This window comes from Duganella caerulea (genome assembly GCF_040362985.1).
GTDB lineage: Bacteria > Pseudomonadota > Gammaproteobacteria > Burkholderiales > Burkholderiaceae_D > Rugamonas > Rugamonas vulcania.
The window spans coordinates 301,475-325,449 of sequence record NZ_BPWJ01000002.1; the positions used below are offsets into that span (position 1 = coordinate 301,475).

Here is a 23,975-nt window from a genome sequence, read left to right on the forward strand (position 1 = left end):
AATGCCTAATCAGCAATTTTCTTCTTACCGATTGATGCAAATGACCCTAGTGCCGGAGCAGCTGCGTGCGTTGCTGGCGGGCTTCTCAAGCGAACGTCGCCTGTACGCGCTGACCGTGGACGGCGCCGCCGCCGACACCCTGATGGTGGAAGCCTTTTTTGCCGACGACCCGCTGCAGGGCGTTGGCGAGCGCGACATCATCGCGCTCTCGCCCAGCGCCTACCTCGACCTGTCCAGCCTGCTGGGCAAGCGCGCCGTGCTGGAAGTGAGCCTGGCCGACGGCAGCCGCGCGCGCTTCAGCGGCCATGTCAGCCAGGCGGGCATGCTGGGCAGCGAAGGCGGGTTGGCGCGCTATCGCCTGCGCCTGACGCCATGGCTGTGGCGCCTGCGGCACGTGCGCAATAGCCGCGTATGGCAGGATAGCAGCGTCACCGACATTGTCGATACCGTACTGGGCGGCTACGCCCCGGACGCGCTGTGGCGCTGGAGCGGCGACGTCGCCGCCTTCATGGAGCAGGTGGCGCCGCGCAGCTACTGCTGCCAGTACCGCGAATCCGATTACGACTTCATCCTGCGCCTGCTCAGCGAGGAAGGCCTGGGCTGGCGCTTCGAGGACACGCCGGACGGCGCATGCATGGTGCTGTTTGCCGACAGCACGCAGGACAGCGCCGTGCCGGAGGACGCCAGCAGCGCCGCTGGCGGCGGCTTGCGCTACCATGCCGCGCGGGTCGGCGAAAGCCAGGACACCATCCAGGCGCTGCGCGCCAACCGCCGCCTGCACGCCAGCCTGATGACGGTGCTGAGTTACGACTACAAAGCCAAGAAATCGACCGCCGCCAGCGTGCCGGCGCTTTTGCCGGCCGGAGGCGCCAAGGCGCCGATGGTCGAGAGTTACGACCATCCCGGCCAGTATTTCTACGCCGACGCTGCGCAGGCGGAACGCTACGCCAGCCTGCAAATGGAGGCGCACGAGGCGGGCGGCCGCTTGTGGCAGGCCCGCTCGACCGTGCGTACGCTGCGCGCCGGCACCCGCTTCACGCTGACGCAAGGCCCGCTGGCAGGTGGCGAGAGTCCCGCTTATGTGGTGCTGCGCGTGCTCAGCGTCGGCGTCAACAACCTGCCCGCGCCGGCGCGGCACGGCCTGGCCGAGCTGTTCGGTCCGATCCCCGAGCTGCTGGAGGAAATCGCCGTCGAACGCACTGCGCAGTTGCCGGGTGCGCAGTTACCGGCTGAGTTCGCGCTGGCGTTGCAGCAAGCACGCGACAGCGGCTACGCCAACTGCTTCGAAGCGCTGCCGGCCGAGTTGCCATGGCGGCCGATGGTCGATGGACGCGGCGTACGCCACCACGCCAAACCGACCGCGTACGGCAGCCAGAGCGCCATCGTGGTCGGCGCCGATGGCGGCGACCAGCCCAGCGGGGCCGACGAACTGTATTGCGATGCGTTCGGCCGCGTGCGCATCCGCTACCACTGGCAGGACGACGCCAACGCCACCTGCTGGGTGAGGGTGGCGCAGCGCACGGCCGGCGGCGGCATGGGCAGCCAGTTCCTGCCGCGCATCGGCCAGGAAGTGCTGGTGCAGTTTATCGAGAACGACATCGACCGCCCCATCATCATCGGTGCCCTGTACAACGGCCAGGGCGAGGGCGGCGTGCCATGCACGCCGGGCGGCGAAGCAGGCGGAGACAGCGCCGGCGTGTTCGATCCGGCGCACGACCACGGCGTATCGGCCCAGGGCAATCTGGCAGGCGGCAACAGCCCGCCATGGCATGGCGCCTCGGGCGACAGTGCCGGCCACCGCAACGGCGCGGCCCAGTGGGGCATGCGCAGCAAGGAGTTCGGCGGCGCCGGCTACAACCAGCTGCTGTTCGACGACACCGACGCGCAGGGACGCGTGCAGCTGCGCTCCACGCACGCCGCCAGCGAACTGACGCTGGGCCACCTGATCCACAGCGCCGACAACTATCGCGGCAGCCTGCGCGGGCAGGGGGCCGAACTGCGCACCGATGCCTACGGCGTGGTGCGCGGCGGCGCGGGCCTGCTCGTCACGAGCTACCAGGTCAGCCACAATGCCGCCGAGCGCGAACCAATGGGCGACAACACGTCCGGCATCGCGCTGATGAAGCAGGCCGTCAAGCTGGGCCAGACGTTCAGCGAGGCGGCCAGGACGCATGAGACCGTGGCCTACGCCAGCCACCTTGGCGGCGCCAAGGCCGATGCCAGCGTGCTCGATGGGCAGTCGGCGCCGCTGAAGGCGATGCTGGCGGCGGTGTCCGGCATGGTCGGCGACGCCAGCCTGGATGCGGCGCAGGCCGACGCCGCGAGCAAGGACAGCAGCCCCGGCGACGGCAAGCTGCCGCACAGCAGTTCGCCGATCATCGCCATCTCCGCCAGGGGCGGTCTGGGCGTGACGGCCGGGCAGGACCTGCAATTGGCGAACGGAGAGACGCTGACGCTGATGAGCGGCGACGACACCCAGTTCGCGGCCGGCGGCCAGTTCCGGCTGCACAGCGGCCAGGCCATCGGCGTGCTGGGCGGCGCCGTCAAGGCGGGCGAGCAGGGCGTGGGCGTGCAGCTGATCGCGGCCAAGGACGCCGTCGATATCCAGGCGCATGCCGATGAGTTGAAAGTGCAGGCGCGCGACGACATCAATCTGGTCAGCGCCAACGCCTATGTCGACTGGGCCGCGGCCAAGCGCATCAGCCTGTCGACGGCGGGCGGGGCCAATATCACCATCGAAGGCGGCAATATCACGGTGCAGTGCCGGGGTAAAATCACGATCCACGCCGGCGCCAAGAATTTTGCAGGGCCGGATAAGCTCGGCTATGCGCTGCCACCGCTGCCGCGTTCGATCTGCAAGAAATGCAAGCGCAACGCGGCCAAATCCGGCGCGCCGTTCTCGCTGGTGGAAGGTTGAGGACGCCATGCTGATCAACCGTCATCCCTCCGGCTGGAAAGACGCGCTGCACGCCAGCCTGCAAGACCGCGAAGGGAATGTCTGCCTGCTGGTGGACGGTGTGCACAACGAATTGTTCTATCCAACATTGAAGAAGTCCGTGGGCTTCCGCTATCTGTCGCTGTACGCCACTGCGCCAGCCGCCGACGAGGAGACATTGGGTCTGGCGCCGATACTGGTGCAATACAGCGGTGAGCATCGCAAGCAGTGGGACGCGTTGCTCGAGCTGACTGACGGCAGGCCCGCGCTCAGCATCATCGTCACGCCGGAATCGATCGAACAGCTGGCGGCACGGCTGATCCCGTGGTGCGTGGTCGATGCGGATGGCTACACGCTGGCGCTGTCCTTCGCCGACACGCGCATCCTGCCGGCGTTGGCGGACGCGTTGACGCCGGAGCAGCGGGGCCAGTTCGTCGGCCCTGCGCTGCAGTGGCGTTGTACGGGCCGCGACGCCAGCTGGCTGGAGCTGTCGTTGCCTGCACCGATGCCGTCTGAGCAGGCCGCGCCGCCAGCGGATAAGGTGCAACTGTCGGCGCAACAGGTGGCGGCGCTGATGGCCGCGTCGGAGGCTGACAGCATCGCCTACCAGTTCGCACAGTACATCAGCAAACCACTGGCCGCCTACGCGGCCTATGATGCGCATGCGCTGATCGAACAATGGTTGCGGGTGGCGGATCGCGTCCAGATCGAAGGCAACCGGGACCGTTTCGCGCTGTGCGAGTTTGGCATTGAGCGGCCCGGGCTGTTGCAGGATAAGCGCTATCTGGCGTTGCTGGAACATGGCGGCGGTCCGCGCACGCTGGATGAAACCCGCGCCTTGCTGTCATAACAGATGGAGTCACACACATAATCATGAATCTGAAAACTACCTTCCGGCTTGTTCTCCTGCTCGCAGGCGTGTCTGCGCTGCTCGCAGGCTGCGCGCATGCAGAAGCTGCGCCGCCAAAAAATCTGGGTGTCGCGGTCCGCTCGATCAATTACTCCGGCAAGGAGGTCGTGCTGATGGTGATCGATCCGAAGGATAAGAAAAATGGCGGCGGCGGGGACGCGTTGAACCCATACAGCGCTGGTGGAACAATTTGTTGCTTTTCCATTCCGGCGGAATGGCATCCGGGCTTGCAGGTAATCGTCAAGTACAACCTCTATCCCGACCCGGCATGGCATGAACAATTGGTCGATATACCGCCATATCCAGAGGGGATCGCCGGCGAGATCTGGCTCGCCATGCACGAGGATGGACGCGCCGAGGCCGTCGTGTCGCAATTCGGCCCAACGCGGCCGGAATGGCCGGGAAGGGTGAAGGGGCTGCCGATCGCTTCGAAAGCCTATGTGACCAAGCTAAGGGCTGATCGGCTCGAGTATCAACGAGGTATTTTGGAGGCTATGGAGCAGGGCTTGAAAAAAGATATGGCGAGCATGAGTAAAGAGCAGATCGATGATTTTAAATCGGCCATTGAGAATACCAAAAATAGAATTCGTCAACTGGAGAAAGAGCAACCATGACCTCCATGCTGTCGCCCCCAATACCGTTGACTGCTGCCGATCCGTCGAAGTCCAGGGAATTCTTCTTGCCTGAAGAATTAGTGAAAATCAACAAAATTCACAATGCGCGGGAGTGCCCGGAGACCGGCACCATGCCGCCGCCATGCAACGTTAATATGGTCTTTGGTTTCTTTTTTGACGGAACAAATAACAATCTCCAGAGAGATTTCCCGACGTTTAACCAGAGTAACATCGCCAGGCTCTACTTGGCTTTCCCTGGTGGTGATGATGTCGAACCATGGCCCAAAGATAAGACTTCTCCTCATTACTTCCGCATCTATGTCCCGGGCGTTGGGACAAAGTTTAAACCGGTGGCCGATACCGGCGAAGGCGATATGAAGAAGGATGGACTTGCGTTTGCCAAGCGCGGGCAAAACCGGATTATCTGGGCGCTGGTGGCTGCCATCAATAACGTTCATAAATATTACCTTGATGGTGAGCTGGTCGACGCAAGCACATTTTTAGCAGAATATAATTCTCTGGACCTCCCCAGCTTCGGCGCCACCAAAGGCGGCTGGTTTAATTTCAGTCGCGGCGAGGTGGACAAATTGACGGCCGCTTTCACCAAGACCTTGACTGAGCTGCATAAAAAACTCGCGGTCTATCTGCCGATCGGCGAAGGCCAGAAGAAGGACAAGGGGGTGGTCGAGCATCTCTACTATTCGATTTTCGGCTTCTCGCGTGGCGCGGCGGAAGCGCGCGTGTTCGCCAACTGGTTTCTTTGGCTATGCAGGCTCGATGCTACGCTGACGAAAAAGCCAGGGCCGACTCTGGGTTCTATCCCGGTCACGTTCGACTTCATGGGGCTGTTCGACACGGTTGCCTCGGTCGGCCTTGCATCGTCCGCACCGGTGCTCGGCGCCCACGGCCACTATGGCTGGGCGGACGCCACGGATTCGCTGAAGATGCCTGAGGTTCCTCCCACGAAGTGCCTGCATCTGGTTTCTGCGCACGAGATTCGCCGCTCGTTCCCGCTCGACTCCCTCATGAGTGAGAACACGTCGCCGGCGAACTGCACCGAGATCGTGATGCCGGGCGTGCACTCGGATGTGGGCGGCGGCTATTTTCCCAAAGAGCAGGGCCGTGGCAAGGATGCGCAAGGAGAGGACATGCTGTCGCGGATCCCCTTGTCGATGATGTATCGCGAAGCACGTTTGGCCGGTGTGCCGTTGAGGCTGGAAGACGCGCCGGAAACGGTCAAGCGCGGATTCCGCGTCAGCCCAAAATTGATCGAAACCTTTAATGCTTTCGTGATTGCCAGCGGGAGCACCGCCAAAGCTCCCCCCCAGCCGCTGCACGAGATCATGGCGAAGCAGCACCAACTGTACATCCAGTGGCGTAAGAAAATGATCGGCAATATGAAGGCCTTGCAGAGCGTGATCGACAGCGACAGCTGCGACCGCGAGGACATCCTGGCCGCCGATAAGGAACTGGCCGAGGAAGTGGAGAAGTTCAATGCGTGGCGCGCCTGGAAGCGTGACATGACGACCGACAGCCAAGCGCAAACCCCATTCAGCTATTCCGAGTGGTCCACTATCGAAACCTATTGGGACCAGCCCGCGCCGCCTGCCGCCATCACCGACTTGTTCGACAACTACGTCCATGATTCTCGCGCCTGGTTCAAGCCGTTCGGTAAGAACTCGGAGGATGTGCTGGAAGGGATGGAACAGCTGGCGATGCGCGAAGAGAAAATTCTCGAGTGGCAGCGCAACCCCGTGGGGCCTAAACCGGCGCCGTTGAGTAAGGCCGAATTTGATGCCGTCACTAAATACAAACCCGCTCGCAATACTCCTCAGGCATGCGAGGCGGCTGGCTTTGTCTCGAAAGGCCGCGAGGGCGTGGGCTTGAGTGGCGGATTTTTGCGCTATCGAAAAATCTATATGGGCGGGGATCGATTCAAGCCAGAAGGCGCGGTCTATGCGCAGGCCAAGCCGGCGACCAACAATTCTGCTGTCACCAGAGCGGATGCGCACGTCGCCGACCAAAACGCGTGAGGGTGGCAGATAACAAACCTCTTCCTGCCTGTGGCTGGCTTGAGCGCTGGATGTGCAATAGAAATTGGCTATTGAATTAATGAGTTTAATTATCTTTGCCTAACATCTTTCCCTGCGTACAATGGTTCCATTGATCACCCAATGAGGAACCAGTAATGAGCCAGCCACCTATCACCACCGCCTCGGGCATCCCGGTCGCCGACAACCAGAACTCCGCCAGCGCCGGCCCGCGCGGCCCGCTGCTGCTGCAGGACTTCCACCTGATCGAGAAGCTCCAGCACTTCAACCGCGAGCGCATTCCAGAGCGCGTCGTGCACGCCAAAGGTTCGGGCGCCTACGGCACCTTCACCGTCACCCACGACATCACCAAATACACCAAGGCCAAGCTGTTCTCCGAGATCGGCAAGAAGACCGACACCTTCGTGCGCTTCTCCACCGTCGGCGGCGAGAAGGGCAGCGCCGACACCGAACGCGATCCGCGCGGCTTCGCCATGCGCTTCTACACCGAGGAAGGCAACTGGGACCTGGTCGGCAACAACACGCCGATGTTCTTCATCAAGGACGGCATCAAGTTCCCCGACTTCATCCACACCCAGAAGCGCGATCCGCAGACCAACCTGAAATCGCCGACCATGATGTTCGACTTCTGGAGCAAGACGCCGGAAAGCCTGCACCAGGTCACGATGCTGTTCTCCGACCGCGGCACGCCGGACGGCTACCGCCACATGGACGGTTTCGGCAGCCACACCTTCAGCATGATCAACGCCGCCGGTGAACGCGTCTACGTCAAGTGGCACCTGAAAACCAGACAAGGCATCAAGAACCTGCCTGCCGCCGAAGCCACCCGCATCGCCGGCACCGACCCGGACTACGCCCAGCGCGACCTGTTCGGCGCCATCGCCGCCGGCGACTTCCCGCAGTGGGACGTCAAGCTGCAGGTGGCCACCGAGGCCGAGCTGGCCGCATGGGAAGCGCGCACCGGCTGGAATCCGTTCGACTTGACCAAGGTCTGGCCGCACAAGGATTTCCCGCTGATCCCGGTCGGCGTGTTCGAGTTGAACCGCAACCCGCTGAACTACCACGCCGAAGTGGAACAGGCCGCGCTGTCGCCGGCCAACGTGGTTCCGGGCCTGGGCTACTCGCCGGACAAGATGCTGCAGGCGCGCCTGTTCGCCTACCACGACGCGCAGCTGTACCGCGTCGGCACCAACCACCAGCACCTGCCGGTGAACGCGCCGCGCTGCCCGTTCCACAACCAGCAACGCGACGGCGCGATGGCCATCGCCAACGGCGGCGCGGCGCAGAACTACGCGGCCACCGAGGCCAACGGCAGCAATCCGCAGGGCCTGGGCAACGGCGAACCGGCGCTGGCGCTGCAAGGCGGCGCGGCGCGCTTCGACGGCCGCGGCAAGGAAGACGATTACACGCAAGCCGGTAATCTGTTCCGCCTGATGCCGGCGCAGGAGAAGCAAAACCTGTTCGACAACATCGCCGGTCCGTTGAGCCAGGTGAGCGCCGAGATCATCGCCCGCCAGCTGGCCCACTTCGACCAGGCCGACCCGGCCTACGGCGCCGGCGTGCGCGCGGCGCTGGCGGCCAAGGGTGTGACAGTGGCATAAAGGAAGCTGCGGGCCGCGCTGAATTGCACTACAATCGGATGGTGCAGTGCAGCGCAGCCCGTATTCTTCCGGAGGTCACACTTGAATCGCAAACCCGCCCAACTCTCGTCGCCTTCGATGCCGGGACAAGTCGTGCTGGCGCTGCAGGGAGGCGGCGCGTTGGGCGCCTACCAGGTGGGCGTCTACCAGGCGATGCACGAAGCCGGCGTCGAGCCGGACTGGGTGATCGGCACTTCCATCGGCGCCATCAACGGCGCCATCATCGCCGGTAACGAGCCGCGCTACCGCATGGACCGGCTGCGCCAGTTCTGGCACCGCATGGAGCAGAACGCGCTGGGCTTTTCCTTCATGCCGCGCGCGCTGGCCAACGCGGTGACGATGGGGCAGGGCATACCGGCCTTCTTCGAACCCAATCCAACCTCGTGGTGGAATCCCGACGCCAAGGTCGGCGTCGAGCACGCGTCCTTCTATCAAACCGCGCCGCTGCGCACCACGCTCGATACGCTGGTCGATTTCGACTACATCAACGACCGCCACACGCGGTTGACCGTCGGCGCGGTCAACGCGCGCAACGGCGCCATGCGCTACTTCGACAGCCGCAGGGAAGCGCTGGGCGCATCGCACGTGATGGCGTCCGGCGCCTTGCCGCCGGCCTTTCCCGCCGTGCGCATCGACGGCCAGCCTTACTGGGATGGCGGCATCTTCTCCAACACGCCGATCGAGGCGGTGCTGGACGACGAGCCGCGCCGCAGCTCGGTGATCTTCTCGGTGCAGGTGTGGAACCCGGACGGCAGCGAGCCGCAAAGCATGCTGCAGGTGCTCGACAAGTACAAGGAAATCCAATACGCCAGCCGCGCCAGCAATATCGAGCAGCAGCGCAAGCTGCACCGGCTGCGCCATGTGATTCGCCAACTGACGCTGCACCTGTCGGACGAAGCGGCGATGTCGCCCGAGGTGCGCGAGCTGGCCTCGTGGGGCTGCGGCACCACCATGCATGTGGTGTCGCTGAAGGCGCCGCGCATTGGCGGCGAGGACCACACCAAGGACATCGACTTCAGCGCCGCCGGCATCCGCGCCCGCTGGCACGCCGGCTACGAGGACACCCAGCGCATGATCGCCCTGCGCCCGTGGGACCGCGAGATCGATCCGATCGAAGGCATCGCCATCCACGAGCTGCCATAACACCAACAGCATGGCCGGTAAAATAATTCTTTAAGGCAATTAAATAGCTTATAATTATTTCCTCTTGGAAAACATTTATAAGCTCATGAACTCCTCATCCCTTTGTTTGACGGCCCGTCGGCTGGCCGCGGCGGCCATTGGCGCCGCCGTGTTGCAGCTCTGCGGCTGCGCCGTCAATACCGCGGTGTCCGATCCGTTGAAGCAGACCGCGCAATCGACCGACGTGCCGGTCGCCGTCAGCATCACGGCCAATACCAACGAAATTTCCGGCTTTAATACCATCAAGCTCCGGCGCCTGGAGGAGGGCGAGAAGCCTGGGGGCATTAAGCTGGTGGCCCAGAACCTGGTCATGAAGCGGGTCGCGCCCGGCATGGCGCATGACACGTCGCTCTTCATCGGCGCGCTGCCGCCTGGCGAATACGAGTTCGTCGAACTCATCGACACGAGCTCGAACAAATTGTTGCGGGTGTATTCGGCCGGCATCGTGGGCACCTTCAAGGTCGAATCGGGCAAGCCGACGGATCTGGGGCGCCTGATCGTGACGCGCGCCAATCTCAGTGTGGATTTCGGCCGCAGCGCCCATGACGTCTCCAATGCCGACATGATCAACCGCTTCGCGCCCGAGTACAGCAAGATGTTCGGCGCTGGCGCCGCGGCGGGCTGGACCCGGCCGCACAGCGAGCGGGACAAGGTCGAAGAATTTGCGCGCGCCCATCCGTTCGGGGCCTACTGCGCCGCCGAATTGCCCGATGGCCGCGTGGCGGCCGCCAGCCGCATGGGCGCGGTCCTGATGCGTTCGAAGCAAGGGCGGTGGAGCACGCTGAATTCACCGAAGATCGAAACGCTGTCGTGCGTGCTGCCTGTGGCGCTGCCGGACACCGAGCTGGTCGCGGTGGGCGAGTTCAGCACCATACTGCGCAAAGCGCCGGGCAGCGACAGCCTGGTGCCGGTCGACGTGGGCAATCTGCCGCCGGGTAACCTGCTGCGCATCGGCGGCAATCCCCAGGACGGCTGGTACGTGATGCACCGGAAGGGCCGCGACCTGACCATTTTCCGCGCGCGCCAGCTGGAAGGCGGCGATTGGCAACCGGTGCACAAGGAACTCCTGCCTGGCACCTGGTCGCGTGAAGATGCCGGCATCTGGGACTGGCACGACGCGCGCGGCATGGGCTTCGCGATGCCGAACGGCCGCATGGGCCAGCTGGATTACGGCTCGGGGAAATGGACCGAACGTAAGCCGCCGGGCAAGGGCAAGCTGTTCGGCTTCCTGCATGCGCATGACGGCACGGAGACCATCCTGGTGCCGGCCGGATTGCTGGGCAAGTTCCCGGACGCTTATTTCTCGCGGAACCTGGGACAGAGCTGGACGCTGATGGTGTCGCCGCTCAAGGTCCTGGTGTCGCCGATGATTCCGCTGAACGATGGCCGTCTGCTGATGACCGGCCAGGTGTACGGCAAGCACGAGCTGCAGATGAGCAGCGACGGCGGCCAGACCTGGGCGCCTTACGCCGATTATGATTTCTCCAGCGCGCCGGTGATGCTGCCGTCCGGCCTGATGCTGGACGTCGAGGGCTACAATGGCCTCGTCACCATCCGCAGCTCGGCGGACAGCGGCAAGACCTGGCGGCAGGAGTACTCGACCTTCGACCTGGACGCCTTGATGAAGCAGCGCGCCAAATAAGGTACAGCTTCGTTCAGGCGCGCAGCACGTCCCGGCACACATCCAGCCAGGCGCGCGCCGCGTGCGACAGGTAGGGGCCGCGCCACACATGCGCGGCCTGCCATTGTAGCTCCGGCTCCACCAGCCGCACCGCGTCCAGCCGGCCGATCGCCAGCCGGTGGATGAACGGTTCCGGCAGCAGCGCCACCCCCATGCCGGCCGACGCCATCGCCACCAGCCAGTCCCACTGGCCGCTCTGCGCGGCGATCTGCGGCTCGAATCCGGCCGCGCTGAAGGCGTGCCGCAGGCTGCGGGTCAGCGCGAAATCGTCCTGCAGCAGCACTAGCGGCATGTTCGCCAGCGCCTTCAGCTTGAGCGTGGTGCGGTGCTTCTGGAAGGTGCCGCGCGCGGCCAGCGCCCAGATCGGGTAGCTGGCGATGGGCGCCGTCTGCAGCGCCAGTTGCGGATCCGCCGGCAGCACCGTCATGCCGATTTCCAGTTCTCCCATCGCCACTTGGCGCTCCAGCGCCTGGCCGGCATCCTCCCGCAAGGTCAGCGCGATGTCGGGATGGCGCTGGCGGAAGGCCTTGAGCACAGGCGTGAACAGCAGGTTGATCATCGGCGGGATGCCGATCGTCAGGTGGCCGCTTTGGGCGGCCTGCGTGTCGCGCACTTCCTCGGTCAGCTGGCGCATGGTGGCCAGCATCTCCTCGCCGCGCGCGTAGACCACGCTGCCGGTGTCGGTCAGCGTCAGCTTGCGGCCCTCGCGTACCAGCAGCTGGGCGCGGACTTCGTGCTCCAGCTGGCGCACCATCTTGCTGATGGTCGATTGCGTGACGTGCAGCGACTCCGCCGCCTGCGTGAAGCTGTTCAGGCGAACGGTCTCGACGAAGTAGCGCAGCGATCTGAGATCCATGAATAAAACGACTGGAAGATGAGAATTTAAGTCATGCAGCGACTGATATCCGAATTCTATACTAAATCAAATTCGAATAATCAGGAGATCGCAATGCATGAAGACCGCATCCGCCGCCCGGCGCTGATGGATAAAGTAATGACCGCCGCGCAGGCCGCGCAGCTGTTCAAGAACGGCATGACCGTCGGCATGAGCGGCTTCACCCGCGCCGGCGACGCCAAGGCGCTGCCGCTGGCATTGGTGGAGCGCGCCCGCCAGGAGCCGCTGAACCTGACGCTGTTGACCGGCGCCTCGCTGGGCAACGACAGCGATGGCTTGATGGCCAACGCCGGCGTGGTCGCGCGCCGCATGCCTTTCCAGGCCGACGCCGCGCTGCGCCGCAAGATCAACTCGGGCGAGGTGATGTTCATCGACCAGCACCTGTCGGAGACCGCGGAGCAGCTGCGCTCCGGCGACCTGAAGCCGGTCGATATCGCCGTCATCGAAGCGGTGGCGATCACGCCGGACGGCGGCATCATCCCCACCATGTCGCTCGGGAACTCGGCCAACTTCGCCCAGCAGGCGGGCAAGATCATCGTCGAGATCAACCTGAGCGCGCCGCTGGCGCTGGAGGGCTTCCATGACGTCTACATCCCGGGTGCGCGTCCGCACCGTGGCGCCATTCCGCTGCTGGCGCCGTGGCAGCGCATGGGCTGGACCTCGATCCCGGTGCATCCGGACCGCATCGCCGCCATCGTCATCACCGACAGTCCGGACAGCCCCTCCAACGCGCTGCCGCCGGACGACGAGACCGACGCCATCGCGCGCCACGTGATCGCCTTCTTCCAGGGGGAGGTGAAGGCGGGCCGCATGGGACCGGAGCTGCGGCCGCTGCAGGCGGGCATCGGCACCATCGCCAACGCCGTGCTGCATGGCCTGATCGATTCGCCGTTCCGCGACATGACCATGTATTCCGAAGTGCTGCAGGACAGCGCCATCGAGCTGCTTGATTCGGGCCAGCTGTCGATGGCGTCGGCGTCGTCGATCACGCTGTCGGCGGCGATGCACGAGAAGTTCATCCGCAATATCGAGCAGTACCGCGAGCGCATCGTGCTGCGCCCGCAGGAGATCAGCAACCATCCCGAGGTGGTGCGGCGTCTGGGCCTCATCGCGCTGAACACGGCGCTGGAGTTCGACATCTACGGCAACGTCAACTCCACCCACGTCGGCGGCACGCATATGATGAACGGCATCGGCGGCTCGGGCGACTTCGCGCGCAACGCCCAGATCTCGATGTTCGTCACCAAGTCGGTGGCCAAGGACGGCGCGATATCGAGCGTGGTGCCGTTCGCCGCCCACGTCGACCACACCGAGCATGACGCCGACGTGCTGGTGACCGAATGGGGCCTGGCCGACCTGCGCGGCCTGGCCCCGCGCGAGCGCGCGCCGCTGATCATCGAGAACTGCGCCCATCCCGATTACCGCCCGCAGCTGCGCGCCTACTACGCCGAGGCGCTCAAGGGCGGCGGCCAGACGCCGCATGTGCTGGAGCAGGCCTTGTCCTGGCATGCCCGCTACAAACGCGAAGGGAGCATGCTGGTAAAATAGGGTCATCGGAATTCATTTAAACTGGATCAACATGACCATCAAAATCAGCCAAAACTTCGACTCGGGCGCCATCGAAGTGCTGCGCGCGGACAGCGCGGCGGACATCGAACTGAATCTGCGCAAGGACTCGCATGCCGATATCCACCAGTGGTTCCATTTCCGCCTGCAGGGCGCGCGCGGCCAGCAGGTGCGCATGCGCTTCCTGAACGCCGGCCAGGCCACCTACGCCAAGGGCTACGAGGATTACCAGGCCGTGGCCAGCTACGACACCGAAAACTGGTTCCGCGTGCCGACCGCCTTCGACGGCCAGGTCATGACGATCAAGCACACGCCGGAAACGGACAGCGTCTACTACGCCTACTTCGAGCCGTATTCGTTCGAGCGCCATCTGCGCCTGCTGGGCGAAGTGGCCGAGCATCCGCTGGCCCGCGTGCATGACCTGGGCAATACCGTCGATGGCCGCGACATGAACCTGGTTGTCATCGGCAAGCCGGAAGCGGAAAAGAAGATCTGGTTCATCGCGCGCCAGCATCCGGGCGAATCGATGGCCGAATGGTTCATCGAAGGCCTGATCGATTCGCTGCTGGACGACGCCAATCCTATCGCCCGCAAGCTGCTGCAGCGCTGCGTGTTCTACATCGTGCCGAACATGAACCCGGACGGCTCGGTGCGCGGCAACCTGCGCACCAACGCCTCGGGCGCCAACCTCAATCGCGAGTGGATGACGCCATCGGTCGAGCGTAGCCCGGAAGTGCTGTACGTGAAGCAGAAGATGCACGAAACCGGCATCGACATGTTCTTCGATATCCACGGCGACGAGGCGCTGCCGTACAACTTCGTGGCCGGTAACGAGATGCTGGAGAACTTCAGCGAAGAGCGCCGCGTCAAGCAGCAGGACTTCATCAACCGCTACAAGGACGCCAGCCCGGACTTCCAGGACAAGGTGGGCTACGCCGCCAGCAAGTACAAGGAAGACATGCTGACGCTGGCCTCCAAGTACGTCGGCCATCACTTCGGCTGCCTGGCGCTGACGCTGGAGATGCCGTTCAAGGACAACGCCGACCTGCCGGACCCGCATGTGGGCTGGAACGGCGCCCGCAGCGCGGCGCTGGGCGCGGCGATCCTGCAACCGATCCTGCTGTCGCTGGACGCCTGATATGGGCGTTGAAATCGAGCGCAAGTTCCTCTTGCGCGGCGATGCGTGGAAGAGCCTTGGCGAACCGGTGTTTTTTCGCCAGGGCTATCTGTCCTCGCACAAGGACCGCGTGGTGCGGGTGCGCATCGAGGGCGACCGGGCGGTGATGACGATCAAGGGCCGCAACGTCGGCGCCACGCGCGGCGAGTGGGAGTATCCGATCCCGATGGCCGACGCGGCCGAGCTGCTGGACCGCTTGTGCGAGCAGCCGCTGATCGAAAAATACCGCCGCCGCATCCCCTACGCAGGCAATGTGTGGGAAGTGGATGAGTTCCTCGGCGCGAACGCCGGGCTGGTCGTGGCCGAGATCGAGCTGGCCTCGGAAGACCAGGCCTTCGACAAGCCGGACTGGGTGGGCGAGGAAGTCACCGACGATCTGCGCTATCTCAATTCAAGCCTGATCAAGCGCCCGTATTCGGCTTGGTAGGCGCCCGGATTTGTACTAAGCTAGTCGGATGGACAACGAGCGATTTGCCGCGCTTGAGGCGCACTACAATGCCATCCTGCCGACGTTAGCGACGAAGGCGGACATCGAGGCTTTGCGTGCCGAAATGCACAAGATGTCGGCCGATACGCACAAATGGATGGTTGCCAGTTTGATTGGTCTGTTTATCGGCTTTGGCGGACTGGGTATTACACTGAGCCAGATATTGAAGCCGCAAGTCCAGCCTGCGACAGTGCAGGCGGCCACGCCGCCAGCGCAGCCCATCGTCATCTACCTGTCGCCGCCATCCCCCAAATAACAACGCCCTCATCGAGGGCGTTGTGCTTAGTGGAAGTGCTCGGTGCCGGTGGGCGCGTCCTCGGGCATTTCCGCGTGGGCCAGCTCGCCGACCGGGTCGGCGAACAGCGGCGCGCCGCAGTCGTCGCAGAACTCGGCCACATAGCGTTCGTTATGCTTCTTGATCTGCGTGATGCCGGCCGCGTTCAGGTGGCTGACGATCTCTTCCACCGGCGTCACCGGCTTCTGCAGGATGCCGCCCGGACCGCCTTGCAGCGGACCTTCCGGCGGCGTGCCTTCCTCGTCCTCCTGCCCGTACAGCGGCCACACCACGCCGTAGATCACGTCCGGCGACGAACGCTGCGTGAAGGCCACGCGGTACTCGTCGATCTGGCCGTCGGAGTTTTCCTCGCCGAAGCCGGCGATCACCGCGCGCAGCTCGGACGGTTCGACCGCCAGCGTGTGCGTCAGGTAGTGCACGGCCGCGCGGATCGACACCGGGCGGATCAGCTTGTCCGCCTCGCGGCAGGCCATGTAGTAGGCCTCCGGCAGCAGCAGTTCGACGCCGCAGCCCGGCAGCAGGCGGTTGATGGTCGGCGTGACCTGCGTGCGCCACTGCTCCAGCGCGTTGGTGCGCTCGGCCACGAAGTTGGCCTGGTTGGCCGGCATCTGCCAGCGGAACAGCGGGCCGCCGGCCGGCGCCACCACGGCCACCATCAGGTAGCGGGTATCGGCCAGGAAGGGCGCGGTCTCCGGCACCTTGGTGTCGGCCTTGAGCACCGTGCCCTTGAGCGCGGCCTGGGCCAGCTTGTGCACCTTGCCGTAGGTCTCGACATGGCTGCGCGGCAGCTGGTCGATCGAGAACAAGGTCGGCGACATCGCCATGCGCGTGCCGTCGGCGAGCAGGTGGGCGGAGAAGTGCGCCGACAGCGTGGTCAGCAGGTCCGGCGGGATCGCGCCCGAGGCGATGGCGAAGCGGGTCCAGGCCAGGATCGGCGCGGCCACCAGCAGCACATCGTACTGCTTGGCGACGCCGTCGGTCTCGACCGTGATGGTGCCCGATTCGCTGGCCGCTTCCACGCCATCCATCAACACGTCGTACGCGTTCAGGTCTTCCTTGAACAGGCTGTTCAAGGTCGAATCGATGGTGTCCTGGTGGCCGGACTTGAGGAGTTTCTGGAGCTGCGCATCGAGGCTGTGTTCCCAGGCCCGCTCTTCGATACGGCTGGCCGCCTGCCCGACTGCGAGGGCATAGGTGACGAGGCGTTGGCTCTCGGCAGACAACTTATGGGATGAATCTTTGTTTGGACGACGCATAGCGCAATAAGAGTCTCATAAAAGTGGATAAAGCGGATCAGTCATGCAGATGATAACCCTTATGAACCGTATTGTAGTTGATTCGGCAAACGTGCATAAAAAAACGCCCTGTGCGCATGCAATGGCCAAGGCCATCGCATCGCCACAGGGCGTTTTTACGTGCTTGAATCAGCTAATTACGCGGCCAGCAGCTGGCGCAGCACGAACGGCAGGATACCGCCATGCTTGTAGTAGTCGACTTCGATCGGGGTATCGATACGCAGCAGCACTTTCACTTCCTGTGCCGGCTTGCCTTCGCGGTGGATGACCAGGGTAGCCAGTTGTTGTGGCTTGATCTCGCCTTCCAGACCCTTCAGGTCGTAGACTTCCTTGCCGGTGATGCCCAGCGATTCAACGCTGTCGTTGCCGATGAATTGCAGCGGCAGCACGCCCATGCCGACCAGGTTCGAGCGGTGGATACGTTCGAACGAACGCACGATCACAGCCTTCACGCCCAGCAGCTGGGTGCCCTTGGCTGCCCAGTCGCGCGACGAGCCGGTGCCGTACTCTTCGCCGCCGAACACCATGGTTGGCGTGCCTTCGGCCACATACTTCATTGCCGCGTCGTAGATCGACAGCTGTTCGCCCGATGGCTGGTGAATCGTGATGCCGCCTTCAACCGCCGAACCGTCCGCCTTGGCAGGGATCATCTTGTTCTTGATACGCACGTTGGCGAAGGTGCCGCGCATCATGATCTCGTGGTTGCCGCGGCGCGAGCCGTAGGAGTTGAAGTCCGCCTTCTGTACGCCGTTGGCCAGCAGCCATTTGCCCGCTGGACCGTCTTCCTTGATGGAGCCGGCAGGGGAGATGTGGTCGGTGGTGATCGAGTCGCCGAACACGCCCAGTGCGCGCGCGCCGGTGATGCCGGTGGCGGCCGCTTTCGGGGTCATCTCGAAGCCGTCGAAGAACGGTGGCTCTGCGATGTAGGTCGACGCAGGCCAGTTGTAGACATTGCCTTCGGTCGACGACACGTGTTCCCACAGCTTGCCTGGGTTGCCCTTGACGTCGGCGTAGTTCGACTTGAACACTTTCGAGTTCATCGCGAACTTCATCAGCTTGGCGATCTCTTTCGAGGTCGGCCAGATGTCGCCCAGGTACACGTCCTTGCCGTTCTTGCCCTTGCCAACCGGCTGGGTCATCAGGTCGACGGTCATGTTGCCGGCGATGGCGTAGGCCACGACCAGCGGTGGCGATGCCAGGAAGTTCGAGCGGATGTTCGGGTGAATACGCGCTTCGAAGTTACGGTTACCGGACAGCACAGCCGAAGCGACGATGTCGTTGGCGGAGATGGCGGCGTTCAGTTCCGGGGTCAGGTCGCCGGCGTTACCGATGCAGGTGGTGCAGCCGTAGGCGGTCACGCCGAAGCCCAGTTGCTCCAGGTATGGCAGCAGGCCGGCGGCGGTCAGGTACTCGGTCACCACGCGGGAGCCAGGCGCCAGCGAGGTCTTGATGTGCGGAGCGACGGTCAGGCCGGCTTCGACAGCCTTCTTGGCCAGCAGGCCGGCGGCCAGCAGCACGCTCGGGTTCGAGGTGTTGGTGCACGAGGTGATCGCGGCGATCAGCACGTCGCCGTTCTTCACGTTCACGCCGTTGGTGGTGGTGTAGGTCTTGTTCAGGTCGTCGGCTTTTTTGTTGAAGCCGTTGTCGGTGGTCGGTTTCGAGAACAGTTCGGTGAAGTTGTTCTTCACGTTGCCGATTTCGATACGGTCCTGTGGACGCTTAGGACCAGCCAGCGAAGGCGTGACCGAGGTCAGGTTCAGTTCCACCACGCGGGTGTAGTCGATGTCGCCGGCTTTCGGCACGCCGTACAGGCCCTGGGCCTTGAAGTACGAAGCGAACGCAGCGATTTCATCCTTGGTGCGGCCGGTGCCTTCGAAGTATTCGACGGTGGCGTCGTCAACCGGGAAGAAGCCCATGGTCGCGCCGTATTCAGGCGCCATGTTGGCGATGGTGGCGCGGTCGGTCAGCGACAGCGTCTCGGTGCCTTCGCCGAAGAACTCGACGAACTTGCCGACGACTTTCTCTTTGCGCAGCAGTTCGGTGATGGTCAGCACCAGGTCGGTCGCGGTGCAGCCTTCGCGCAGCACGCCGGTCAGGTTCACGCCGATCACGTCCGGGGTCAGGAAGTAGACTGGCTGGCCCAGCATGCCGGCTTCCGCCTCGATGCCGCCCACGCCCCAGCCGACCACGCCGATGCCGTTGATCATGGTGGTGTGCGAGTCGGTACCCACCAGGGTGTCAGGGTAGTACACGCCGTCGGCGGTCTTGTGCACGCCGCGCGCCAGGTATTCCAGGTTGACCTGGTGGACGATGCCGAAGCCAGGAGGCACGACGCCGAAGGTGTCGAAGGCTTGCATGCCCCACTTCATGAACTGGTAGCGCTCGTTGTTGCGCGAGAATTCCAGCTTCATGTTCAGGTCCAGCGCGCCCTTTTCGCGGAAGTGGTCGATGGTGACCGAGTGGTCGACCACCAGGTCGACCGGCACCAGCGGTTCGATCTTCTTGGCGTTCACACCCATCTTGTAGGCGACGTTGCGCATCGCGGCCAGGTCGGCCAGCAGCGGCACACCGGTGAAGTCCTGCAGCACCACGCGGGCGACCACGAACGGGATCTCGTCGGTACGGTCGGCGGTCGCGCCCCAGTTGGCCAGCTGCTTGACGTGTTCTTCGGTGACTTTTTTGCCGTCGCAGTTACGCAGCACGGATTCCAGCACAACGCGGATCGATACCGGCAGGCGGGAGATTTTGGCGCCCAGGCTCTTTTCCAGGGCAGGCAGCGAGTAGAACTTGCCCTTTTTGCCGGAAATGTTGAAATCCTTAAGCGTGTTCAGAGTGTTGCGGGACATGACCTCTCCTTCGTGGGTATCGTCTATTATTGAAGTTAAAACCGTGGTGCTGGCGCCCGTGCCGGCGCGCCCCTTTTGGAACGTGTTATCGAAACCTGTTATTGAATCGTGACCTTGGTGCTGGTCGGCTCCGTCGCGCTGGTGGAGACCGGCTTCAGCTGTTCGGCGTTGCGGCACTCATTGGCCAGCTGGCGGTTCTGCTTGGAGTCCAGCAGCATGGCCTTGGCGGGAATGCCGATCCAGACCAGGCCGTACAATTTGTTTTCAAAGCGCTGCGCGCCGGTGGTGGTGCCCACACGGGTCAGGCGGTGCAGGCGCTTCTTCCAGCGCAGCGCGATGTGCGACTCGTCGTTGGCGTTGGCGTAGATCGTGATCTTGTTGCCCAGCTCGCAGTCGAAGTCGGTCGCCGCGGCATCGGCCACGGCCGGCTCGTCGGCGTCTTCGTCCGGCGCCTTGGGCGCGGCCGGCTTGGCGGCGGCTTTGGATTTGCCCGCCTTCTTGACGGATTTCTTGGCGGGTGCGGCGTTCTGCGCTTGCGCGCCGGCGGCCAGGGTCAGGGAAGCCAGCGCGAAGCTGCATGCCATAAGGAGTTTGGAGATGGACATCATGGTGTTTCCAGTGTGGGGTCGGTGGGGCTGCCGTTGATCAGCGCGACGGCGGACTCGGGCAAGCTCAGCCCGGCCAGCTTGGCGCGCTGTAAAACGGTCCAATAGTATCTGTAGCTTGCACGGTCATGCAAGCGCCCGTTTTGGGAAATTGGCCCCCATTGAGCCGCCTCAGCCTCGAGCAGGATGGCGGCCGCCTCGCTGACCTCGGACAGGCGCGGCGTGAAGGTCTTGATAATAGGTTTGATCTGGTTCGGGTGGATGCTCCACATGCGCGTGTAGCCGAATTCGGCGGCGGCGCGCTGGGCATCGTTGGCGGCGACCGCCGTGTCCTTGATCTCGGTGGTCACGTTATGCGATGGCACCTTGCCGTGCGCGTGGCAGGCGGCGGCGATCTCCAGCTTGGCGCGCACCACCAGCGGGTGCGTGAACTGGCCCGGCGTGCGCATCGCGCTGGCCGGAATGGCGCCGTAGTGCGACGAGACGAAATCCATGATCCCGAACGACAGGCACTGCACCTGGGGCAGGGCGGCGATGTCATAGGCCTCGCGCAGCGCGCCGTGGGTCTCGATCAGCACGTGCACCGGCAGGTCCTTGCGGCCGGCCTTGGCGGCGTGGGTGTTGATCAGCTTGATGGCGGCCGCCACCTCCTTGGCGCTGTGCACCTTGGGCAGCACCAGGTAGGCCAGGCGCGGCGCGGCGGCGCAGATGATGGCCACGTCCTGCGCGAAGTACGGGCTGGCGACATCGTGCACGCGGGCGCCGATGCGGTTGAATTTGTTCTCGTCCGACAGCAGCAGCTCCGCCACCAGGCGGGCGTGGGCTTCCTCGTTGCCGGCGCTGGCGCCGTCTTCGCAATCGAGGGTGATGTCGAACAGGGGGCCAAGCTCTTGTTGCAGGGCGATCGATTTGCGCATCAGCTTTTCGGAGCCGGCGTAATGGTCGCAGGCCGGCAGCAGCAGCGGCTGGCGATTGCCCTGGAATAAAACCTCGGATGGGTGCATGCGGGATAGGTCAGTAGGAACGGACGCCGCGCTGCTCTCGGCAGCGCGGCGGGTGCGGCGGATCGGTGGATTAACCGGTTCCACGTGCGGTGGTGTCAGAACTTAGGCAGGCAGCAGGTGCTTGACGCCTTCGCGCTCTTCGGTCAGTTCTTTCAGGGTGATGTTGATGCGCTCTTGCGAGAAGGCGTCGATTTCCAGGCCCTGGACGATTTTGTATTCGCCGTTTTCGGTGGTGACTGGGAAGCCGAACATGGTGCCTTCAGGGATGCCGTACGAACCATCCGAAGGAACGCCCATGGTGGTCCACTTGCCGGCGGTGCCCAGTACCCAGTCATGCACGTGGTCGATCGCCGCGTTGGCTGCCGAAGCTGCCGACGACAGGCCGCGCGCTTCGATGATCGCCGCGCCGCGCTTGCCGACGGTAGGCAGGAACACGTTGGCGTTCCATTCCTGGTCGTTGATCAGCTCCTTGACAGCCTTGCCGTTCACGGTGGCGAAACGGTAGTCGGCGTACATGGTTGGCGAGTGGTTGCCCCATACGCACAGCTTCTCGATGTCCTTGACGGCGGTGCCGGTCTTGGCGGCCACTTGCGACAGCGCGCGGTTGTGGTCCAGGCGCAGCATGGCGGTGAAGTTCTTGGCCGGCAGCGATGGCGCCGATTTCATGGCGATGTAGGCGTTGGTGTTGGCTGGGTTGCCGACCACCAGGACCTTGACGTTGCGCGATGCGACGGCGTCCAGCGCCTTGCCTTGCACGGTGAAGATCTGGGCGTTCGCTTCCAGCAGGTCCTTGCGTTCCATGCCTGGGCCGCGTGGACGGGCGCCAACCAGCACGGCGACGTCGACATCCTTGAAGGCGGTCATCGGATCGGAGTGGGCGGTCATCTCGGTCAGCAGTGGGAACGCGCAGTCGTCGATTTCCATCATGACGCCCTTCAGGGCTTTCTGGGCTTTTTCGTCGGCGATTTCCAGCAGTTGCAGAATGACTGGTTGGTCCTTGCCCAGCATGTCGCCATTGGCGATGCGGAACAGCAGAGCGTAACCGATTTGACCGGCGGCGCCGGTGACAGCAACACGCATTGGGGTTTTAGCCATGATGAATCTCCAAAGTGGGAAGTAAAACGTTCTCTAAGCTGGACCGGTGCCGGTCCGGGAAAATCGTAATCATACTGCAAATTGAGTGCTTATATGCGTCAGCGCAAGCGTCTCGCCGGGGAGTGTAGGCGTGTGGCAGGTATCTGTCAATCCTATCTTATGTCTTATATAAGACAGATAAGTTATTGCTTGTTTTTGCTGGACGGCACCGGGCATTTGTGGTGAAATCTTGGTCTATGAATTCCGTCCCGCCCAATCTGAACAGTAATTCCACTGCCGCCAGCACCGGCGGGGTTGCCGGGGCGTCCGCGGGCGCTGCGGCCGCGCCGTCGCCGACTTTCTCCCCACTGTACCAGCAAATCAAGGCGCTCATCACGCAAAGCCTGCAATCGGGCGAGTGGAAGCCGGGCGAGTTGATCCCCAGCGAGGTCGAGCTGGCCAATCGCTTCAAGGTCAGCCAGGGCACGGTGCGCAAGGCGATCGACGAACTGGCGGCCGAGAACCTGGTGATGCGCAAGCAGGGCAAGGGCACCTTCGTGTCCACCCACCACGAGGCGCGCGCCCACTTCCGCTTCCTGCGCCTGATGCCCGACGAGGGCGTGCCGCATTACCCCGAAAGCAAATTCATCGAAGTCAAGCGCATGCGCGCGCCGGCCGACGTGGCGCGCCTGCTGGACCTGAAGTCCGGCGACGCCGTCATCTTCATCAAGCGCGTGCAATCGTTCGACGGCGTGCCGACCATCGTCGAGGAGCTGTGGCTGCCCGGCGTGACCTTCAAGGGCCTGACCGCCGAGCGCCTGGTCGAGTACAAGGGGCCGATGTACGGCCTGTTCGAGTCCGAATTCGGCACCCGCATGATACGCGCGACGGAAAAGATCCGCGCCGTCTGCGCTGGCGCCGAAGACGCCCAATTGCTGCATATTCCCGCCGATACGCCGTTGCTGGCGTCCGAGCGTGTGTCATTCACGTATGGCGACAAGGCGGTGGAACTGCGCCGCGGCCTGTACTCCACGGAGCGCCATCACTATCACAATGAATTGAATTAGGGAGACCCTGGAGCGTATAAAAAACCGCTTCAGGCAGCGAAAACAGGGCGCCGTCACACCCCGGTAGCATTGTTGCGCTGATAATACGTTGAGCTACGGAAAGTAGCCGTCGCATAGTGTTGCCAAACACTATTTTGGTTATATGTAACAATAGATATTGGTTATGAGTGCGAAAATCGGCGAAAATCGCAGTCTCGATATTTTTGTTTAAGCTTAGGAGGTCTTGTTATGTCAGAAGCCGTAAGGGAAGCCCCAAAAAAAGAACGGCCGGAGTTCCGTAACATTCATGTTACCGAATTGTCCAACTACCGCATGCCTTTGGCTGCCCTCGTCTCCATCCTGCACCGCATCAGCGGCTTCATGATGTTTGCGTTGCTGCCTTTCGTGCTTTATCTGCTGGAGCAGAGCTTGCGCTCCGAGATCTCCTTCGCCTACTACCAAGGGATTGTGTCCTATCCACTGGTCAAACTGATCATCCTGGCCCTGGTCTGGGGCTATATGCATCACTTCTGCGCTGGCGTACGCCACCTGGTGATGGATGCCCACATCGGCCTGGACAAGGATTCGGCCCGCAAATCGTCGGCCGCCGTGCTGACCATCAGCCTGGTGCTGACCGCGGTCGTCGCCCTCAAACTGTTTGGAGTTTTCTGA

General features: G+C 63.3%; 19 protein-coding genes. 13 read left to right on the plus strand and 6 right to left on the minus strand.

What is annotated here, in order from left to right; translation table 11 throughout:
* Window positions 1-40: 40 nt before the first annotated feature.
* The 7 genes from ACUJB0_RS06165 (at window position 41) to ACUJB0_RS06195 (ending at window position 10,974) form a co-directional block, all read left to right on the plus strand.
* Window positions 41-2,917 carry a type VI secretion system Vgr family protein gene (locus ACUJB0_RS06165; protein ID WP_444844956.1) on the plus strand — a complete coding sequence of 959 codons (2,877 nt, stop codon included), beginning with the start codon at window positions 41-43 and terminating at the stop codon, window positions 2,915-2,917.
* A gap of 7 nt (window positions 2,918-2,924) precedes the next feature.
* Window positions 2,925-3,785 (plus strand): DUF4123 domain-containing protein, encoded by an 861-nt coding sequence (locus ACUJB0_RS06170; RefSeq protein WP_444844460.1) that lies wholly within the window; start codon window positions 2,925-2,927, stop codon window positions 3,783-3,785.
* Window positions 3,786-3,808: 23 nt separating this feature from the next.
* Complete coding sequence (locus ACUJB0_RS06175) at window positions 3,809-4,459, plus strand: DUF3304 domain-containing protein (protein WP_444844461.1); 651 nt, start codon at window positions 3,809-3,811, stop codon at window positions 4,457-4,459.
* Complete coding sequence (locus tag ACUJB0_RS06180; protein WP_444844462.1) at window positions 4,456-6,492, plus strand: T6SS phospholipase effector Tle1-like catalytic domain-containing protein; 2,037 nt, start codon at window positions 4,456-4,458, stop codon at window positions 6,490-6,492. Before ACUJB0_RS06175 ends, ACUJB0_RS06180 begins: the two co-directional genes overlap by 4 nt.
* 155 nt (window positions 6,493-6,647) lie before the next feature.
* Window positions 6,648-8,111 carry a catalase gene (locus ACUJB0_RS06185; RefSeq protein ID WP_444844463.1) on the plus strand — a complete coding sequence of 488 codons (1,464 nt, stop codon included), beginning with the start codon at window positions 6,648-6,650 and terminating at the stop codon, window positions 8,109-8,111.
* A gap of 117 nt (window positions 8,112-8,228) precedes the next feature.
* Entirely contained in the window at window positions 8,229-9,293 is a 1,065-nt protein-coding gene (locus ACUJB0_RS06190; protein ID WP_444844957.1) for a patatin-like phospholipase family protein, read from the plus strand.
* Window positions 9,294-9,378: 85 nt separating this feature from the next.
* Complete coding sequence (locus tag ACUJB0_RS06195; RefSeq protein ID WP_444844464.1) at window positions 9,379-10,974, plus strand: sialidase family protein; 1,596 nt, start codon at window positions 9,379-9,381, stop codon at window positions 10,972-10,974.
* Window positions 10,975-10,987: 13 nt separating this feature from the next.
* Here ACUJB0_RS06195 and ACUJB0_RS06200 read toward each other — a convergent pair whose 3' ends face one another.
* Window positions 10,988-11,869 carry a LysR family transcriptional regulator gene (locus tag ACUJB0_RS06200; protein WP_444844465.1) on the minus strand — a complete coding sequence of 294 codons (882 nt, stop codon included), beginning with the start codon at window positions 11,867-11,869 and terminating at the stop codon, window positions 10,988-10,990.
* Window positions 11,870-11,962: 93 nt separating this feature from the next.
* Here ACUJB0_RS06200 and scpC point away from each other — a divergent pair, with 93 nt between their 5' ends.
* Genes scpC through ACUJB0_RS06220 form a run of 4 tightly spaced genes read left to right on the plus strand, consistent with a single transcriptional unit; the run spans window position 11,963 to window position 15,394 of the window.
* The gene (gene scpC, locus ACUJB0_RS06205; RefSeq protein ID WP_444844466.1) at window positions 11,963-13,456 is read left to right on the plus strand and encodes a succinyl-CoA:acetate CoA-transferase ScpC; all 1,494 of its coding nucleotides are present in this window, start codon (window positions 11,963-11,965) and stop codon (window positions 13,454-13,456) included.
* A gap of 31 nt (window positions 13,457-13,487) precedes the next feature.
* Entirely contained in the window at window positions 13,488-14,612 is a 1,125-nt protein-coding gene (locus ACUJB0_RS06210; protein ID WP_444844467.1) for a M14 family metallopeptidase, read from the plus strand.
* 1 nt (window position 14,613) lies between these two features.
* The gene (locus tag ACUJB0_RS06215) at window positions 14,614-15,078 is read left to right on the plus strand and encodes a CYTH domain-containing protein (RefSeq protein ID WP_444844468.1); all 465 of its coding nucleotides are present in this window, start codon (window positions 14,614-14,616) and stop codon (window positions 15,076-15,078) included.
* Window positions 15,079-15,106: 28 nt separating this feature from the next.
* Window positions 15,107-15,394, plus strand: coding sequence for a hypothetical protein (locus ACUJB0_RS06220; RefSeq protein WP_444844469.1), 288 nt, complete (start codon window positions 15,107-15,109; stop codon window positions 15,392-15,394).
* A gap of 26 nt (window positions 15,395-15,420) precedes the next feature.
* Here the strand turns inward: ACUJB0_RS06220 and ACUJB0_RS06225 are convergent, their stop codons facing one another.
* The 5 genes from ACUJB0_RS06225 to ACUJB0_RS06245 all read right to left on the minus strand — a co-directional run bounded on the left by ACUJB0_RS06225 (window position 15,421) and on the right by ACUJB0_RS06245 (window position 22,278).
* Window positions 15,421-16,689: a DUF2863 family protein gene (locus tag ACUJB0_RS06225; RefSeq protein WP_444844470.1), complete on the minus strand. Its 1,269-nt coding sequence runs from the start codon at window positions 16,687-16,689 to the stop codon at window positions 15,421-15,423.
* Window positions 16,690-16,865: 176 nt separating this feature from the next.
* Window positions 16,866-19,574 carry an aconitate hydratase AcnA gene (gene acnA, locus ACUJB0_RS06230; protein WP_444844471.1) on the minus strand — a complete coding sequence of 903 codons (2,709 nt, stop codon included), beginning with the start codon at window positions 19,572-19,574 and terminating at the stop codon, window positions 16,866-16,868.
* Window positions 19,575-19,672: 98 nt separating this feature from the next.
* Window positions 19,673-20,179, minus strand: coding sequence for a hypothetical protein (locus ACUJB0_RS06235; protein ID WP_444844958.1), 507 nt, complete (start codon window positions 20,177-20,179; stop codon window positions 19,673-19,675).
* Window positions 20,179-21,183 carry an HpcH/HpaI aldolase/citrate lyase family protein gene (locus ACUJB0_RS06240; RefSeq protein WP_444844472.1) on the minus strand — a complete coding sequence of 335 codons (1,005 nt, stop codon included), beginning with the start codon at window positions 21,181-21,183 and terminating at the stop codon, window positions 20,179-20,181. The genes ACUJB0_RS06235 and ACUJB0_RS06240 overlap by 1 nt, the downstream gene beginning before the upstream one ends.
* Before the next feature lie 102 nt (window positions 21,184-21,285).
* Window positions 21,286-22,278, minus strand: a complete 993-nt coding sequence (locus ACUJB0_RS06245; protein WP_161083427.1) for a malate dehydrogenase — start codon at window positions 22,276-22,278, stop codon at window positions 21,286-21,288.
* A gap of 236 nt (window positions 22,279-22,514) precedes the next feature.
* Here ACUJB0_RS06245 and ACUJB0_RS06250 point away from each other — a divergent pair, with 236 nt between their 5' ends.
* On the plus strand, window positions 22,515-23,324 hold the full coding sequence (locus ACUJB0_RS06250) for a GntR family transcriptional regulator (protein ID WP_444844473.1): 810 nt from the start codon (window positions 22,515-22,517) through the stop codon (window positions 23,322-23,324).
* A 228-nt stretch (window positions 23,325-23,552) separates the two neighbouring features.
* The gene (gene sdhC, locus ACUJB0_RS06255) at window positions 23,553-23,975 is read left to right on the plus strand and encodes a succinate dehydrogenase, cytochrome b556 subunit (RefSeq protein WP_444844474.1); all 423 of its coding nucleotides are present in this window, start codon (window positions 23,553-23,555) and stop codon (window positions 23,973-23,975) included.

What these genes read in the sequence shown, in the direction of transcription:
- ACUJB0_RS06165 (WP_444844956.1), top strand. Translation starts at nt 41, where the DNA reads ATGACCCTAGTGCCGGAGCAGCTGCGTGCGTTGCTGGCGGGCTTCTCA.
- ACUJB0_RS06170 (WP_444844460.1), top strand. Translation starts at nt 2,925, where the DNA reads ATGCTGATCAACCGTCATCCCTCCGGCTGGAAAGACGCGCTGCACGCC.
- ACUJB0_RS06175 (WP_444844461.1), top strand. Translation starts at nt 3,809, where the DNA reads ATGAATCTGAAAACTACCTTCCGGCTTGTTCTCCTGCTCGCAGGCGTG.
- ACUJB0_RS06180 (WP_444844462.1), top strand. Translation starts at nt 4,456, where the DNA reads ATGACCTCCATGCTGTCGCCCCCAATACCGTTGACTGCTGCCGATCCG.
- ACUJB0_RS06185 (WP_444844463.1), top strand. Translation starts at nt 6,648, where the DNA reads ATGAGCCAGCCACCTATCACCACCGCCTCGGGCATCCCGGTCGCCGAC.
- ACUJB0_RS06190 (WP_444844957.1), top strand. Translation starts at nt 8,229, where the DNA reads ATGCCGGGACAAGTCGTGCTGGCGCTGCAGGGAGGCGGCGCGTTGGGC.
- ACUJB0_RS06195 (WP_444844464.1), top strand. Translation starts at nt 9,379, where the DNA reads ATGAACTCCTCATCCCTTTGTTTGACGGCCCGTCGGCTGGCCGCGGCG.
- ACUJB0_RS06200 (WP_444844465.1), bottom strand. Translation starts at nt 11,869, where the DNA reads ATGGATCTCAGATCGCTGCGCTACTTCGTCGAGACCGTTCGCCTGAAC.
- scpC (WP_444844466.1), top strand. Translation starts at nt 11,963, where the DNA reads ATGCATGAAGACCGCATCCGCCGCCCGGCGCTGATGGATAAAGTAATG.
- ACUJB0_RS06210 (WP_444844467.1), top strand. Translation starts at nt 13,488, where the DNA reads ATGACCATCAAAATCAGCCAAAACTTCGACTCGGGCGCCATCGAAGTG.
- ACUJB0_RS06215 (WP_444844468.1), top strand. Translation starts at nt 14,614, where the DNA reads ATGGGCGTTGAAATCGAGCGCAAGTTCCTCTTGCGCGGCGATGCGTGG.
- ACUJB0_RS06220 (WP_444844469.1), top strand. Translation starts at nt 15,107, where the DNA reads ATGGACAACGAGCGATTTGCCGCGCTTGAGGCGCACTACAATGCCATC.
- ACUJB0_RS06225 (WP_444844470.1), bottom strand. Translation starts at nt 16,689, where the DNA reads ATGCGTCGTCCAAACAAAGATTCATCCCATAAGTTGTCTGCCGAGAGC.
- acnA (WP_444844471.1), bottom strand. Translation starts at nt 19,574, where the DNA reads ATGTCCCGCAACACTCTGAACACGCTTAAGGATTTCAACATTTCCGGC.
- ACUJB0_RS06235 (WP_444844958.1), bottom strand. Translation starts at nt 20,179, where the DNA reads ATGTCCATCTCCAAACTCCTTATGGCATGCAGCTTCGCGCTGGCTTCC.
- ACUJB0_RS06240 (WP_444844472.1), bottom strand. Translation starts at nt 21,183, where the DNA reads ATGCACCCATCCGAGGTTTTATTCCAGGGCAATCGCCAGCCGCTGCTG.
- ACUJB0_RS06245 (WP_161083427.1), bottom strand. Translation starts at nt 22,278, where the DNA reads ATGGCTAAAACCCCAATGCGTGTTGCTGTCACCGGCGCCGCCGGTCAA.
- ACUJB0_RS06250 (WP_444844473.1), top strand. Translation starts at nt 22,515, where the DNA reads ATGAATTCCGTCCCGCCCAATCTGAACAGTAATTCCACTGCCGCCAGC.
- sdhC (WP_444844474.1), top strand. Translation starts at nt 23,553, where the DNA reads ATGTCAGAAGCCGTAAGGGAAGCCCCAAAAAAAGAACGGCCGGAGTTC.